Below are 15496 nucleotides of genomic sequence, written 5' to 3' on the forward strand. Positions count from 1 at the left end.
GAGGTTAGCTGATGGGAAATGTAGGAAGCGTCGCAGGCGGACCAGCTTTCCTAGGTGCTAACAGCTAGAAGCTAGAAGCCTACGCACGAATGACTCTACCCATCAGCGCCAAACCCATCAGCTCGTGTAGTACTATCGGTGAAGCTCAATTCCTCCCTCTTGCTTTTCCGATTTCCTTCAAGTACCATGTAACCATATCCTATATATAGTATTGCTTCTAAAGGAGGGGCATTATGGCACAGACTAAGAGAGAACTCGTTAAGGCAGCTCTTGACTGCAGACCGGTAGATCGTGTACCGGTAGGTTTCTGGCATCATTTCCTGGCAGATCAGAGACACGCAGACGCACTGGCCGATCATTCCGCCTGGGTGGATAACCTGGCGGGGCATGACAGATTTTATCATTCCTGGCATCCGGATTTCGTGAAAATCATGACGGATGGATTTTTCCTCTATCCCCATGAGCAGCTGCACGACCTGAAATCCATCAGGGATGCGGAACATATAAAGCCCCTGGGCCGGGATTCGGAATGGGTGCAGAAGCAGGTGGAACTCTGCGGCATCCTGACGGAGCGGTACGGGAAAGAGGTCATGGTATTCTACAATCTCTTTGCCCCCACCCGGTGCATCGAATTCCAGCAGACCGGAAGCAATGCGAAGACCGTAATCACCGATTTCATGAAGGAGGACCCGGAGGCACTGAAGGAAGTGATGGCGGTGCTGACGGAGGACATTGCCACCCTGGCGAAGGCAGTCATCACCGATGGCCATGCCGATGGCATTTACCTGTCCGTGCAGAATATTCCCCATCCTGCCATGACGAAGGAAAAATACAGGGAATTCATCACGCCGTCGGAGGTGGCGGTGCTGGAGGCCGCCAATTCCGTGTCCGATTACAATCTCCTCCATATCTGCGGTTACATGGGCTGCCACAATGACCTCACCTGGTATAGGGATTATCCCTTCAAGGCGGTGAACTGGGCCGTGGCCTTCGAAGGGGTGCCTTTGGAGAAGGGAGAGGAAATCTTCGATCACTGCTGCGTCATCGGCGGCTTCGACAATAACCCGGAAGGGGTTCTCTACTCCGGCACGAAGGAAGAGGTACAGGCGGAAACGAGACGGCTTCTGGACCATGCCGGCACAAAGGGGGTCATCCTCGGTGCCGACTGCACGGTGCCCAAGGATATCGATTCCCAGCGGTTCAACTGGGTCCGTGACGCGGCGGAGGAATACTGCAAAAATTGAGACAGCCAATATTATATTCATAAAATATGAAGAGGTTTGGAAAATCGATTTTCCAAACCTCTTTTTGTCTTTTTGAAAAATTTACATAAAACTTACAAAGTAAACGGAAACTATACTCTTTTACAGTTATGCATTTTACATCCATCCCGTAAACTAGAATCATCGAAACAAAAAGAATAAATCATCATTCGTTTCAAGGGAGGATTAACATGAATCTTAAAAAGTGGATGGCTCTGGCTCTTTCTTCTGCAGCACTCGTAGCAGCAGCAGGCTGCGGTGGTAACGCAGCTCCGGCAAAAAGCGGTGCCGCTTCCGGCGCAAAGGTATCCGGCCAGGTAACCGTTTCCGGTTCATCCGCACTGCTTCCGCTGGCTAAAGATGCGGCAGCTAAGTTCAAAACAAAGAATCCGGATGTTTCCATCACCCTGAATGCCGGCGGTTCCGGTACAGGTCTGAAACAGGTAGCTGAAGGTTCTGTCAATATCGGCAACTCCGATGTTCCGGCAGAAAAGAAGCTCCCCGCTGATAAGGCAAAGGGCCTTGTGGACCACAAAGTCTGCACCATGACCGTAGCAACCATTGTGAATAAGGACATCGCCGAAAAGGTAAAGAGCCTTACTTCCCAGCAGCTGCAGGATATCTTCACTGCAAAGACAACCAACTGGAAAGACGTTGGCGGCCCGGATGAACCAATCGTTCTGGTAACCAGGCCGACCACTTCCGGCACCCGTGCTCTCTTCACTGAACTGGCACTGGCTGGCAAGGAAGAAGCTTCCAACAAGTCTCTTGAAACCGATGATAGCGGCACACTGATCCAGAGCGTTGCCCAGACCAAAGGCGCCATCGGCTATGTAGCACTTCCTTACCTCGTCAACAATAAGGATGTAGCTGCAGTTGCCATCGACGGCGTAGAACCGACACTGGAAAACACCTACAACGGCAAGTACAAAGTATGGGGTTATGAACACATGTACACCAAGGGTGAAGCTACCGGTGCGGTAAAAGCTTACCTGGACTATGTTCTCTCCGATGAATACGGCGTAGAAATTGAAAAACAGGGCTACGGCGTATCCTCCAAAATGAAGACAAAATAATCCTTTCTGACAAAGGTATACAGAATAGTTTGCGGGAAAAGCGGCCGTATGAAAGTGCGGCTGCCTTTCCCGTCTTTAAAAAAAGGAGAAATGAATGGAAAGCAATACGCGCCAGCAGCATATGTTCCGGCGTGAAATTCTGGGTAAAAGCGTATCCACCATATGCGGCCTGTTTCTGATTGTCCTTACTATTGCCATCGGCTGCTTCCTTCTGGCAAAGGGCATGCTTACTTTTACGGAGTTCCATCACAGTATCGGTGAATTCCTGTTTTCCTCCGCCTGGAAGCCTTCGGATACGGACGTAGGCGGCGGCAAGGTCGGGGCGGCCATCTTTATTTACGGCTCCATCCTCACCTGCTTCCTGGCCCTGGTGATTGCCATTCCCTTCAGTCTGTCCACGGCGGTGTTCATGACACAGATTTCCCCAAAGATCGGTGAAAAAATCATCCGTCCGGCGGTAGAAATCTTCGTCGGCATCCCTTCCGTCGTCTATGGCTGGGTTGGCCTGGTGGTGCTGGTACCGTTCCTGCAGAAACTGTTCAAACTGCCCCATGGGCAGTCCGTGCTGGCGGCGTCCATCGTTCTTTCCGTCATGATTTACCCCACCATTACTTCCGTTTCCGCCGATGCCATCCGCAGCGTCAATAAGAAGTACATCGAAGGGGCCTACGGCCTTGGATCCACCCGGTGGCAGATGATTTACAAAGTCCTCCTTCCGGCAGCGCTGCCGGGAATCCTCACGGCCATTGTGCTGGGCCTGGCCCGTGCCTTCGGGGAAGCCCTGGCAGTTTCCATGGTCATCGGCAAGATGAAAGCATTCCCCACAAGCCTCCTGGCTCCGACGAACAGCCTCACCGCTGCCATTGCTTCTGATATGGGCGGCGCCATGGATGGCGGCGAACTGAATTCCGCCCTGTGGACCATGGCTCTCCTGCTCTTCATTATTTCTCTTATCTTCATTCTGATTATTCACCTCATTGCGGCGAGAAAGGAGTCCCTGGCATGACAATGGAACCATCCCATTCAATCAAAGGCGGCGCTTCCGATCTTCGCCTCATCGACAGCGGCCTGAAAAGAGCCCGTTTCATGGACCATGTGGCCACTTTCTTCTTTTATTTTATTTCCGCTGCCTTCGTGCTGCTGCTCATTGCCTTTACCCTCTATGTGGTATGGGGCGGCGTGAAAGCATTCAAACCGGAAATCTTTTCCTTCGGGCCCGAGGGTATTGGAAACCAGTTTTTCAATACCGTTTACCTCGTTGTCCTGTCCCTCATTATTTCCGTACCCATCGGCGTCATGGCCGGTGTGTATATGGCGGAATATGCACCGCCAGGAAGAGTGACAAACAGTCTCCGCATTGCCATCGAGACCCTGTCTTCCCTTCCTTCCATCGTAGTCGGCCTCTTTGGTTACCTCGTATTTATCATCATGGTTCACAGCCAGTGGAACCTGTTCTCCGGCGCCCTGGCGGTATCGGTGCTGTCCCTGCCGCTTATCACTTCCACCACCTACGATGCGTTCAAAGCGCTTCCCAGTGGGTATAAGGAAGGCAGCCTGGCATTGGGGGCTACCCATTTTGAAACCATCTGGCACGTTATGCTTCCTGCGACAGTGGGACCTATCGTGACCGGCGTCATCCTGGCAGCAGGAAGAGGTTTCGGCGAAGCCGCCGCCCTTCTGTACACCGCCGGTATGAGTACTGATATTAACTGGAATGTATGGGATATCACATCCCCTACCTGTCCATTGAATCCTTTCCGCCCCGGCGAGACCCTGTCCCTCCAGGTATGGGCATCCCGTACGGAAGGCCTTGGCCCCAGCGCTGTGGATACAGCCGCTGCCGCCTCTGCCGTATTAATGATTATGGTTCTGGTATTCAGTATCGGAGCCAGACTTGTGAGCCGTTATATTTCCAGAAAAACTGAAGGAGAAAATTCATGATGACAAATAACAATTCCATGGCCGTCCAGGCCTCCGCCCAGGCACCGTCCATTTCCGTCTATTCCAATATCATTTTTGACTGCAAGGGACTGGACCTTTACTATGGCGCTTTCCAGGCGCTGAAGAAGATTTCCATGCGCATTGAAAAGAACCAGATCACCGCCCTCATCGGACCTTCCGGCTGCGGCAAATCCACATTCCTCCGCACCCTGAACCGCATGAATGACCTGGTTCCCGGCTGCCGCGTGGAAGGACAGGTCCTTCTCTCCGGCGTCGATATTTACAAGGAAATCGATCCTATCGTCCTTCGCCGCCATGTGGGCATGGTATTCCAGCAGCCGAACCCCTTCCCGAAGAGCATTTATGATAATGTCGCTTATGGTCCCCGTCTGAAGGGCATCACCAAAAAGAGCGACCTCGATGAAATCGTTGAAAGAAGCCTGAAACAGGCAGCCATCTGGGACGAACTGAAAGACCGTCTCCATAAGTCCGCCCTCGGCCTTTCCGGCGGCCAGCAGCAGCGTCTCTGCATTGCCAGAGCCCTGGCTGTGGAACCGGAAGTGCTTCTCATGGATGAAGCCACCTCTGCACTGGACCCCATTTCCACAGCCCACATCGAAGAACTGGCTGTGAAGCTGAAGGAAGACTACACCGTAGTCATGGTTACCCATAACATGCAGCAGGCCCAGCGTATCGCTGATAAGACCGCTTTCTTCTACCTCGGCGAAATGGTGGAATACGGCGATACAAGGCAGATTTTCGAAAATCCGAAGAAGGAAAGAACCATCCGTTACGTATCCGGCAATTTCGGCTGATACGGACAGAGTATGATACAATTGAATCAGATATGACTATTGCGGTTTGATGAGCTGATGGGGCGCCGCTGGTGGGTAGAGTCATTCGTGCGGAGCTTCTAGCTGTTAGCTGCTAGCTTCTAGGAAAGCTGGCCAGCCTACGGCACGAATGACTGACGGGAATACTGGGTGGAAGCGCCGCAGGCGGATCATCCTTCCTAGCTGCTAGCCGCTAACAGCTAGGAGCTCCATGCGAGTGACTTTATCCGCAAGCATGCCAACCGCCAATTCCCAACAGCTCGACAAACTGAAATAGTCTCATATCGCAGCCCTACAGAATATGACCGGTCAGTGCGGAATCCCCGTACTGTACCGGCTTTAGTTGTTTCCTGAGGAGGACGGACATGCCGCTTATTTACTGTGTGGAAGATGATGAAAGCATTCGTGAACTGGTAAGTTATGCATTGCGGGGACAGGGGTATAAAGTAGAAGGATTCGGAGATGCTCCGGAATTTTACGAAGCCCTCCAGAAGAACACGCCGGACCTGGTACTCCTGGATATCATGCTTCCCGGGGAAGATGGACTGACGATCCTGAAAAAAATCCGGGCTTCCGGAAAGATCCAGGAAATCCCTGTCATCATGATGACCGCTAAGACCAGCGAATTTGATATCGTCAAGGGACTGGACCTGGGGGCCGACGATTATGTGACGAAGCCTTTTGGTATCATGGAGCTTCTTTCCCGGATCCGTTCTGTTCTCCGCCGCGCAAAAAAGCCCCAGGAATCGAAGAGCAGGCTCCTTTCTTTCAACGGCATCGTGGTGGACCAGGAGCAGCACAGCGTCACCTCCGATGGAAAAGAAGTACAGCTTACATTAAAAGAATTTGACTTATTGTGCTATTTGTTATTAAATAAGGGCATCGTTTTATCCCGGGACCAGATCATGCAGGCCGTCTGGGATTCTCCCTTTGAAATGGAAAGCAGGACCATCGATATGCACATTATGAGTTTACGGCAGAAACTGGGCAGCGAAGGTTCCTGCATCCGCACCGTGAGGGGAGTGGGCTATCGCCTGGGCGACAGAAAATCGTAAACAGGAGTCATTCATCTATGAAAGTTCGCATTTACAGAAGCCTTTTGCTCATGGGCATCCTTTCCGTGGTGATTACGTTCATCCTTTCCGCTGTCCTTTATTACCAGGGCATGCAGGAACAGTTCAGCCACGAGCTGCAGCATTTGAACCGCACCATGGCCATGGCGGTATCCCTGGATCATGAAGAAAGCACCAGGGACTACCTGAAGCAGGTGTATGACGATAACCATGGAATTATCCATATCGTATGGCTCGATAAGGATGGCTCCGTCATCTACGACAGTGACAATATCACTGACGAAGACTATGCAGCGGGCCAGGAAGTCAAAGAAGCCATGGATAAAGGGACTGGGGAAGCGGTTCACCGGGACGCCAATGACAACCCAAAGAGCTACTACGCCCAGAAGGCACCGGACGGAAGTATTCTCCGCCTTTCCAGTGCCCGGGTCGTTTCCTATAAGGGCTTCTCTGCCTACCTTCCTGAAATCCTGCTGTTCCTCATTGTTTTCGTGGTAGGGTGTCTTTTTGCAGCAGAAAGGGAAACGGAAAAAATCCTGAAACCCTTCCATCTCCTCGGTGACCTTGTGCAGCAGATCATGGAAGGCAAAAAGGTGAGTGAAGTTCCTTCGGACTACAAGGAACTGAACCCGCTCATCCGTAAAGTGGAAGAACAGCACAATGAAATCGAAAGCTACCTGGAAGATATCGAAGATGAAAGAAATACCATCCGTACTGTCATCGATACGATTTCCGACGGCATTATCCTTTTGAATGAACGCAAGGAAATTCTGGACTACAACCGGCGGATTGAAGAGATATTCAAGCCTGCCGAGGATAAAAGGTTCCGCCGCATCGCCAGCCTTTACCATGACCAGGACTGGCTCAGGGTCATCGGGAAGGCCTACCGGATCGAAGGCCGCCAGGAATATACCATGAACCTCTTCGGCAAACCGTACCGCATGGTCATGCACAAGACGGAACTGTCCAATGGAGAGACCGGCCTCCTCATCGTGCTCCGGGATATGACGGCTTCCTACATGGCTGAAAAAATGAGACGGGAATTTTCCGCCAACGTATCCCATGAACTGAAGACGCCACTCACCTCCATCAGCGGATTTGCGGAAATGATTGCCAACGGTATGTACCAGAATCCGGATGATGTGAAACTTTTCGGCAGCCGCATTGTGAATGAATCCCAGCGTATGCTGACTCTCATCGACACCATTATGCACCTGTCGAAGATTGAAGAAACAGAAACCACCATTACCTGGAAAACGGTGTCTGTAGACAGCCTTGTCCATTACGCGGCGGACCTCATCATGCCCCAGGCCAAAGCAAAGGGAGTTACTATTTCTGTAGATACGCAGCCCCTCTATACCTATGGCAATGCGGCGCTCTTGTCGGAACTCATCATGAACCTCCTGGATAATGCGGTGAAATACAATAATCAGGATGGCAGTGTCCACGCGGTTCTGACGCCGGAAGGGGAAGACAAGATGAAACTCGTCATTTCCGATACGGGCATCGGCATCCCCAAGGACAAGCAGGGCCGGGTCTTCGAACGGTTCTATCGGGCCGAAGAAAGCCGGAACAAAGCCACCGGCGGAAGCGGACTGGGTCTTGCCATCTGTAAGCACATCGTAGAAAAGCATAAGGGCACCCTTTCCATTTCCAGTGAGGAAGGAAAAGGAACCGCAGTGACCGTGATTCTTCCCCGCATGAGCGACGCTGATGTATCCAAAGAACACAGTGAAGCCCTGACGGCTAAAGAAGAAGCGGAAGAAGCGGAATCGGGACTCCTGGCGCAGAAGGAAGCGGAGGAAGACCGGGCCGCAGCGCAGGAAGAAACAAAACAAGACCTCCCGGAGAGGGAAGAGAAAAACGGCCATAAGACGAAGAAAATGAAAAAGGACAAGAAAGGAAAGAAAAAGTCCTCCGGCCACAGCCACGCCGATTCCCCGGATGATAAGAAACGGGAGAAACCGGACAAGAAGACGGTAAAAGAAGAAAAGAAGAAAAAGTAATCATGAGCCCGGGAAAAGGACAGACCTTTCCCGGGCCTTTCTGGCGGGAACTGGGATGTTTCAGTATCGCGAGCTGATGGTAGCTGGCTGTTGGGCCACTCGGATGGATGGGGCTAAGGGTTGTGGGTCGGGCGCCGCTTCGCTGGCCCAACCGGGTTGTGGCTTTGGGAAGGCTGACGCCTTCCCAAAGCGGGGGCGTGAGGTGGACCAGCCTGCGGCGCTTCCAATAGCTAACCTCCATCGCCTTCGGCGCCACCTCCTTCCCAAGGAAGGAGGCTAACCAATAGCGGCGAAGCCGCTGTCCAACCAACGGCCCCTGCTGCGCCAAGGCGGCAGCCTTGGCATGCAGCCACCACCCGGTTGGCGAGCGCAGCGATGCCAACCCACAACCCTTATGAACCATTCACCCCGTTTGGGCCGCTCGCCAACCACAGCCTCCATCAGCCCGTCAAACCCCAATAGTCCCTTCTTGACCCGAAGTCATGGGTGTGGTAAAATGACGCCAACTGAATAGGGGCTGTGTTTGGAGCCCGCTGGGTTCAGCAAAATCAACGCTTTGCTTTTTAGCATGGCGTTTTTTATTTTTTTGAGGTGAAAACCATGAAATGCTGGAAGAAATTATGTATTCTGTCTCTCCTGGGAACTGCCCTTTGCGGCGGCGTTATACCTTTTGAAGCAGAGGCTGCGGTTTCCTCTGAGGGGATTCAGTCAGTAACCGGTGTAGCCCATGTCTATGGGGATGGAGAGAAAACGGCTGCTGCCATCCTGACATATCCGGAAAAACTTATGCCTCGATCCGTGTCCGCTGATAGCTTTGAGGTTACCGGAAAGACCATAGAGAAGGCTTACGTAAGTGATGAAAACTCGGTGAACGGGGAGGAAAAAGCGGGACCCTATGTGGTGCTGAAGTTTAAATACGTGAATGAATCTTTCTACGGCGACCTGGCATCCCGGGCAAAGAAGGATAATAAGAATGAAAACGGAGAAGATAACAGGGGCCCTGCTCCCGGTGGTGACGCTCCTATGCATTCGGACCGGGTGGCACCGGATCTTTCCATTTCCGTAAGGCAGAAGGGCTATATCCTTTCAGCAAAGGATAATCTGTATACCCCCGGCGAATTCGTAAAGAGCACCAGGACGGAGGAACCGGTACTGAATTCCTTCAAACAGTATGTGTATACCGATCCTTCCACCGGCTATTCCATGCCCTATAACCTGTACCTGCCGAAGAATTATGACCCGGCGAAGAAGTACCCCATGGTGGTCTTCATCGGTGATGCCAGCGTAGATACGAATGATCCCAAAACCTCTCTCTACCAGGGCAACGGAGGCACCATCTGGGCTGAACCGGCGGAACAGGCAAAGCATGAATGCATTATCCTTATTCCCCACTACACCGATGACCTGATCAATGAGCTCGGCATGATGACCACGGACTCCAACGTGTGGACCCCGGGCCTTACCCTGACATGGGACCTCATTTTCGATGTGACGAAAAAATATGCGGTGGACACGGACCGTATCTACGGCATGGGCCAGTCCCAGGGCGGCATGGCCAATATTGCTATCAGCGATAAATATCCTGATTTCTTCGCAGCCCAGCTGCTGGTGGCATGCCAGTGGAATGTGGAGGAAATGAAGGCTATGAAGGATAAGAAACTCTGGATCATCGTGTCCCAGGGGGACAACAAGGCCTACCCCGGCATGAGTTCCGCCGTATCTCTCTGGAAATCCCTGGGGACGAAGGTGGTAGAAGACGGCACCTTCTGGGACACCAAGGGCTCCTGGACCGACCTGGAAGCGAAGGCAAAGGCTTTGGAAGATACGGGTTATCCTATGCATTTCACGGTTTTCAAGGATGGGAACCATATGTATACCTGGTCCGTGGCCTATAACCTGGAAACCGTGAGAGACTGGCTCTTTGAACAGAAAAAGGAGGCGGCCAAATGAAAAAGCGTAATTCCATAGTTTTGGGGCTGGCATTCCTGGGAGCCTAAGGGGGTGAAAGCCTACCGTCAGGGGGACTACGAGAAGGCACTGTCCTATTTCTACATGGCCGACAGTATGGGTCATAAAAAGGCAGGGCGCTACATCGGTCTCTGCTACGAAAATGGTCAAGGCCTCCCGAAGGATTACCGGAAAGCCAGGGAATGGTACGAAAAATCGGCAAATAATGATGATATTACTTCCATGTACCGGCTGGGACAGATGTACGAAAAGGGGGAAGGGGTACCGGTGGATGATGCAAAAGCTGCTGCCTGGTATAAGAAATCCTCTTACCGTACCGACTTCATCGGGGCTCCGGCTCTTACAGCCCTCGCACGGCTCTATGCAGAAGGAAAGGGAGTTCCGGAAAGCCGCGAAAACGCCGTAGAACTGTATGAATTGGCAGATACCGCCGGCTACGCACCGGCCCATGCTGCACTCACGGCTCTCCTGGGAAAAGTCCCGGATGTCCATACGCCAAGAGTGGTGACGGAGCAGGTCTCTGAAGGCAGCAGCCGGGATCTGGCAGACGGGGTGACAGATATCGACGTGAGCCATATCTGGAAGCCTGTGGAATCCATTGATTTTTCATCCCATCACAATGTACTGATTCGCAACAGCGACGGCACTACGGTTCCCATGGATGAAGCCTGGTATGAGGTAAAGCAGATTGCCCCCGATACCTGGCAGATCCGGAGTGATGGGGACTACTGCTACCTCCTTGCGGGAGATACCATGGCCGTCATGATTGACTGCGGATATGGTGCCGGCAACATCCGGAAGGAAGCAGAGAAAATTGCAGGAAAACCGGTGAAATACGTCATCAATACCCACTATCACTTCGACCATACCGCCAACGATGCCTATTTTGATGCCGCTTTCATGTCGCCCATCAGTGTGCCCTATGCGACCCGGCCCTATGCCAGCTTTTCCGGTATCGATTTCCTAAGAGACTATCCTGTGATTACGGTGAAGGACGGATACAAGCTGAATCTTTGGAATCGGGAACTGACCATTCTGGCTTTCCCCCATCCAAACCATGCCCAGGGTGGCATTGCCATTCTGGACCCCACGAGCCGGATTCTCTTCACGGGGGATGAATTTCTTTTCCCCAATAGAATCGTGCTCAATATCACGCTTCCTGAATTTGCGGAAAACATGAAACATCTGGAAACGGTGCGGCCCCTGTTCGATACCATGTACGGAGGACCGGGGGAAAAGGACGGATCCGTCTTTGATGCGTATTATGAGGCAGCCATGAGGGGCATTATGCCGGATCTTTCCTATGAACCCTCTACTTCATCGAATGGTCCCAAACGGGCGGCATCTACCGGTTCAGATACCGTCATCTATGACCGCGGCCGCGTGCGCCCCGGCGACAGCGCCACTGTCAGTCCGGAAAAGACTCTTCCCGGTGAAAGGGAAACTTACACCTGGAATGGTTTCACCGTAGATTTCCCGAAAAGCAGCAGTTAACTCATCGCGATATTTCAGCTTGTCGAGCTGTTTGGTTTGGCGCTGATGGGTAGAGTCATTCGGGCGGGGGCTTCTAGCTGCTAGCTCCTAGGAAAGCTGGCCAGCCTATGGCACGAATGACTGACGGAAATACCGGGTAGAAGCGCCGTAGGCGGATCAGCCTTCCTAACAGCTAGCCGCTAGAAGCTAGTGTCTAATTTCATAAATAATAGATTGTATTGCCGGACACAGCAAATAATGGTATACTTATTCCAGATAAATGCAAATTGCAGGGGGGGATAACGTTATGCCAAAAGTTGCTAAGCAAATACGCTGCTCCGAAAGCGAACGCATAGAACTGCATAAAATCGTAAACTCTCAAAAAACAGAGCATCGCATTGTAAGACGTGCAAAAATGGTTCTTCTATGTCTTGATGGAATGCAAATCAAGGATATCGCGGCTAAGTTGGGGGAACGCCCCAATACCGTTAGCCTTTGGCGGAATCGTTTCGCTGAACAGGGCATCCCTGGACTACAGGATAAGAAAAGGCGGGGCCGTACTGCTCAATATGGACCGGAATTCCGCGAAATGGTGTTAAATAAGCTGAAGGAAGCGCCTCCAGACGGGCTAGCACACTGGGATGGTCCTACACTGGCAAGAGTTCTGAATGTCTCAAAGGCTGCCATTTGGCGACTTATGAGAAAGGAAGGAATACAGCTGGCAAGGCAGCGTTCCTGGTGTGTCAGTACTGATCCGGAGTTTACTAAAAAGTCTGCTGATATCGTGGGACTTTACTTGAACCCGCCAGAGAATGCTGTCGTAATCAGCGTTGATGAGAAACCATCGATACAGGCCTTAAGTAGAGCCCAAGGATATGTACTTACTCATAACAAGAAAATTGTGCGCGGGTTGAAAAGCACATATCGGAGGAATGGAACAATAAATTTATTCGGTGCACTGGAGGTAGCTACCGGACAAATTTATGGAAAGACAACAAAGAGAAAAACCAGAGAGGACTTTGAAGAATTTTTAGATGACTTATTGAAAAGTGAGCCGGGTGGAGACAAAGTGCAATATCATATTATTGTCGATAATTACTGCACGCACAAGCGCTTAAACGACTGGCTGGAAAAGCATCCTAATGTCCATTTTCATTACACACCAACGTCAGCAAGCTGGCTGAATGAAGTGGAAATATGGTTTAACATTATGTCGCGAAAAGTGCTCCGAGGGGCAAGTTTTGACTCTGTTTCGGATCTTGTGTCAGCGATTAAAAAGTTTATTGCTGCCTACAATGAGCATGCAGAACCGTTCCGCTGGAAAAAACGTGAGGTCAAGGGTTCGCAACTTAGGGATACAATCGGAAACTTACGAAATTAGACACTAGGAGCTCCATGCGAGTGACTCTATCCGCAAGCATGCCAAACCGTTCGCTCCAACAGCTCGCCAAACCGCAATTGGCAGAGAGCCCTCTTTTCACGTATAATAAAGAAAAACACTGTATGACCAAGGAGGACTCTATGATGAAAAAAGTATGGATCTCGGCAGCATTATTTTCTATTCTTCTGTCCGCCGGCGTATCGGCCAACTGGGCCACCGGGGACAGTACCATCCTGGCTGTGAACCAGGGAGAAGCAGCTTTCCACACATCCCTCTCCTCAGAACAGCGGCTTGACGTGGGAATGACATCCGGCGAGTCCGGCAGCGCCGATATTATATTCTCCATGAATTCGTCAGAGAATAAACTGACCCTTTCCTCCATTCCGGTCAAGGTAACCTCCGGTACCAGCAGCGATGGCCATAGCTATACCGATGCGAAACTTACCGTGACGCCGCTGGTCAATACGGATACGGGAAGAAGATATTACCTGGTAGAAACAGGTACACCCGCAGGGACGCAGATCATTTCTTACAGTAAGGGCAATTTTTCTACCCTCTTCACCGCTTCTTCTCTCAAGGAAACCGCCGACGGCGCTTCCTTTGAGGTAGGCAAAAAGGAACTGATTCTTCATCTTACCACAGGTGGAACTAAAGAAGACTATGACCTGAAATATGACAGTAAAACGAATACCTTTATCGGTACCCTGAAATCGTAACGATAAAAAATGGCGTTCCCTCCGGGACGCCATTTTTTTATGGTGCGCCCAGCATGGGTGCACTCTTGAGGGTGAAAGTCCCTAGACTGCCCGACAGCGGGAAGGTCATAGCCGAACACCAAGGGTGTCCATCGTGAGGTGGAATCTGAAGGAAGGTGCAGGCAAATCTCCGGTCCGATGTACAAGAATCACATAAGGCTACGGCAGGATGGATAAGGTTGCCATACAAACTGAAGTCCCATAGCTGTACGGAATCCTGTAGAGTAAATGTGGCGGATATATGGAGAGAAAGAGTGCGTTCTTACCTGGGGAGGTCTCACGGACACAGCAGAATAAGGCTGTATTTATTGGGCTGTGCTGTGGTTGAAATAAGATTTGTCGTGAGAAGTCAGCAGAAGCCATAGTACCAGATGACCTATAGATATCTGGGAAGGGCCGAACTTTAGGAGATGTTAGTCAATGAAAGTAACCAACCATGGGCTTAAAGGCAGACAACTTCAGAAAGAAGATTACTGGCAGAAAGCAGCTGCGGAACAGCAGGGATATGCCGGAGTGCCCATCCATGTGGGGATTGCTGAACACAACAACATCATTGCAGACTTGCCAACGGACAGTCTCCTTAAGCGGATTTTATCCCGTGACAACATGAATGCTGCCTACAGGAAAGTGAAATCCAACAAAGGGGCAGGCGGAGTCGACAGGATGAGTGTAGATGAACTTCTACCGTATCTTAGCGAGCACCGCTTGGACCTGCTTGAGGAGATAGTGGCAGGGGAATATACCCCTGAACCGGTCCGCAGGGTAGAAATACCCAAGGCAGAAAAAGGCAAATTTCGTAAGTTGGGAATACCGACGGTAGTAGACAGGGTAGTGCAACAGGCCATAGCCCAAGTACTTATGCCTATCTATGAGCCGCAATTCTCAGATTCCAGTTTGGGATTTCGTCCAAAGCGGGGAGCCCATGATGCCTTAAGACAATGCCAAAAGTATGCGGAGGAAGGATATGTCTATGCGGTAAGCATGGATCTTGAGAAATTCTTTGACACGGTGTGCCAAAGCAAGCTCATCGAGATTCTTTCGCGTACTGTAAAAGATGGCAGAGACATCTCGCTCATACATAAATTTCTCAATGCAGGCGTAATGTCTCACGGGATATTTGAAAAGAGTGAGAAAGGCGTACCACAAGGAGGACCACTCAGCCCTCTACTTGCGAATGTCATGCTGAATGAACTGGACAAGGAACTGGAAAAGCGGGGGCATAAGTTTGTGCGCTACGCAGACGACTGCATGATACTGTGTAAAAGCAGGAAAAGTGCAGAAAGAACCTTAGTCCACATCATCCCGTTCATTGAAGGGAAGCTGTTCCTCAAAGTGAACAGGGAGAAAACCAGCGTGGAATCCATATCCAAGGTAAAATATCTGGGATACGGATTCTATCGCAAGAAAGGAAAATGCCACTTCAGAGTACATCCGAAGGCCAAGAGCAAACTGAAAGAAAACCTGAGGGCTATTACCAACCGCAATAAAGCGATTAGTAATGAAATGCGCCCAGTAAGGTTCAATCAGATAGCCAAAGGATGGGTGAACTACTTTAAGTTGGCAGATATGACAGGAATGCTTCGTGAGATGGATGAATGGGTGAGAAGGCGAATACGAGCCATCTACTGGACACAGTGGAAAAAGGTCAGGACAAAGTACCGAATGATACGGCAATACAAAATACCGGAATGGAAGGTACACGAACTGGCCAACTGCCGAAAAGGGACA

At 51.0% G+C, this 15496-nt stretch carries 12 protein-coding genes (1 of these 12 running past the window's edge); all 12 read left to right on the plus strand.

Annotated features, from left to right (window positions below):
• The first annotated feature begins 233 nt into the window (after positions 1-233).
• Positions 234-1244: a uroporphyrinogen decarboxylase family protein gene (locus tag ACFWUL_RS02670; protein ID WP_416177722.1), complete on the plus strand. Its 1011-nt coding sequence runs from the start codon at positions 234-236 to the stop codon at positions 1242-1244.
• Between the two features lie 209 nt (positions 1245-1453).
• On the plus strand, positions 1454-2338 hold the full coding sequence (locus tag ACFWUL_RS02675; protein WP_416177723.1) for a phosphate ABC transporter substrate-binding protein: 885 nt from the start codon (positions 1454-1456) through the stop codon (positions 2336-2338).
• A 94-nt stretch (positions 2339-2432) separates the two neighbouring features.
• Positions 2433-3344 carry a phosphate ABC transporter permease subunit PstC gene (pstC, locus tag ACFWUL_RS02680; RefSeq protein WP_416177724.1) on the plus strand — a complete coding sequence of 304 codons (912 nt, stop codon included), beginning with the start codon at positions 2433-2435 and terminating at the stop codon, positions 3342-3344.
• A complete protein-coding gene (gene pstA / locus ACFWUL_RS02685; protein WP_297021057.1) occupies positions 3341-4279 on the plus strand; it encodes a phosphate ABC transporter permease PstA in 939 nt (312 codons plus the stop codon). The genes pstC and pstA overlap by 4 nt, the downstream gene beginning before the upstream one ends.
• 17 nt (positions 4280-4296) lie before the next feature.
• A complete protein-coding gene (gene pstB, locus ACFWUL_RS02690; RefSeq protein ID WP_297021060.1) occupies positions 4297-5094 on the plus strand; it encodes a phosphate ABC transporter ATP-binding protein PstB in 798 nt (265 codons plus the stop codon).
• Between the two features lie 383 nt (positions 5095-5477).
• The gene (locus tag ACFWUL_RS02695; RefSeq protein WP_297020382.1) at positions 5478-6167 is read left to right on the plus strand and encodes a response regulator transcription factor; all 690 of its coding nucleotides are present in this window, start codon (positions 5478-5480) and stop codon (positions 6165-6167) included.
• Between the two features lie 17 nt (positions 6168-6184).
• Complete coding sequence (locus tag ACFWUL_RS02700; protein ID WP_297020384.1) at positions 6185-8191, plus strand: sensor histidine kinase; 2007 nt, start codon at positions 6185-6187, stop codon at positions 8189-8191.
• A 600-nt stretch (positions 8192-8791) separates the two neighbouring features.
• A complete protein-coding gene (locus ACFWUL_RS02705) occupies positions 8792-10141 on the plus strand; it encodes an esterase (protein ID WP_416177725.1) in 1350 nt (449 codons plus the stop codon).
• A 51-nt stretch (positions 10142-10192) separates the two neighbouring features.
• Positions 10193-11653 (plus strand): MBL fold metallo-hydrolase, encoded by a 1461-nt coding sequence (locus tag ACFWUL_RS02710; protein ID WP_416177726.1) that lies wholly within the window; start codon positions 10193-10195, stop codon positions 11651-11653.
• 286 nt (positions 11654-11939) lie between these two features.
• Entirely contained in the window at positions 11940-13013 is a 1074-nt protein-coding gene (locus tag ACFWUL_RS02715) for an IS630 family transposase (protein ID WP_416176725.1), read from the plus strand.
• A 140-nt stretch (positions 13014-13153) separates the two neighbouring features.
• The gene (locus ACFWUL_RS02720) at positions 13154-13729 is read left to right on the plus strand and encodes a hypothetical protein (RefSeq protein WP_416177727.1); all 576 of its coding nucleotides are present in this window, start codon (positions 13154-13156) and stop codon (positions 13727-13729) included.
• 459 nt (positions 13730-14188) lie between these two features.
• Positions 14189-15496: the 5' portion of a group II intron reverse transcriptase/maturase gene (gene ltrA / locus ACFWUL_RS02725; RefSeq protein ID WP_416176815.1), read on the plus strand. The gene runs 105 nt beyond the window's last position; the window shows 1308 of its 1413 coding nt (coding positions 1-1308); its start codon is at positions 14189-14191; its stop codon lies beyond the right edge, outside the window.

Source organism: Dialister sp. (genome assembly GCF_047832375.1).
Taxonomy (GTDB): Bacteria; Bacillota; Negativicutes; order Veillonellales; family Dialisteraceae; genus Dialister.

Bases quoted from the DNA above. Each gene is read 5' to 3' on its own strand.
- ACFWUL_RS02705 (WP_416177725.1), top strand. From the start codon at position 8,792: ATGAAATGCTGGAAGAAATTATGTATTCTGTCTCTCCTGGGAACTGCC.
- ACFWUL_RS02675 (WP_416177723.1), top strand. From the start codon at position 1,454: ATGAATCTTAAAAAGTGGATGGCTCTGGCTCTTTCTTCTGCAGCACTC.
- pstB (WP_297021060.1), top strand. From the start codon at position 4,297: ATGGCCGTCCAGGCCTCCGCCCAGGCACCGTCCATTTCCGTCTATTCC.
- ACFWUL_RS02700 (WP_297020384.1), top strand. From the start codon at position 6,185: ATGAAAGTTCGCATTTACAGAAGCCTTTTGCTCATGGGCATCCTTTCC.
- ACFWUL_RS02695 (WP_297020382.1), top strand. From the start codon at position 5,478: ATGCCGCTTATTTACTGTGTGGAAGATGATGAAAGCATTCGTGAACTG.
- pstA (WP_297021057.1), top strand. From the start codon at position 3,341: ATGACAATGGAACCATCCCATTCAATCAAAGGCGGCGCTTCCGATCTT.
- pstC (WP_416177724.1), top strand. From the start codon at position 2,433: ATGGAAAGCAATACGCGCCAGCAGCATATGTTCCGGCGTGAAATTCTG.
- ACFWUL_RS02670 (WP_416177722.1), top strand. From the start codon at position 234: ATGGCACAGACTAAGAGAGAACTCGTTAAGGCAGCTCTTGACTGCAGA.
- ACFWUL_RS02715 (WP_416176725.1), top strand. From the start codon at position 11,940: ATGCCAAAAGTTGCTAAGCAAATACGCTGCTCCGAAAGCGAACGCATA.
- ACFWUL_RS02720 (WP_416177727.1), top strand. From the start codon at position 13,154: ATGATGAAAAAAGTATGGATCTCGGCAGCATTATTTTCTATTCTTCTG.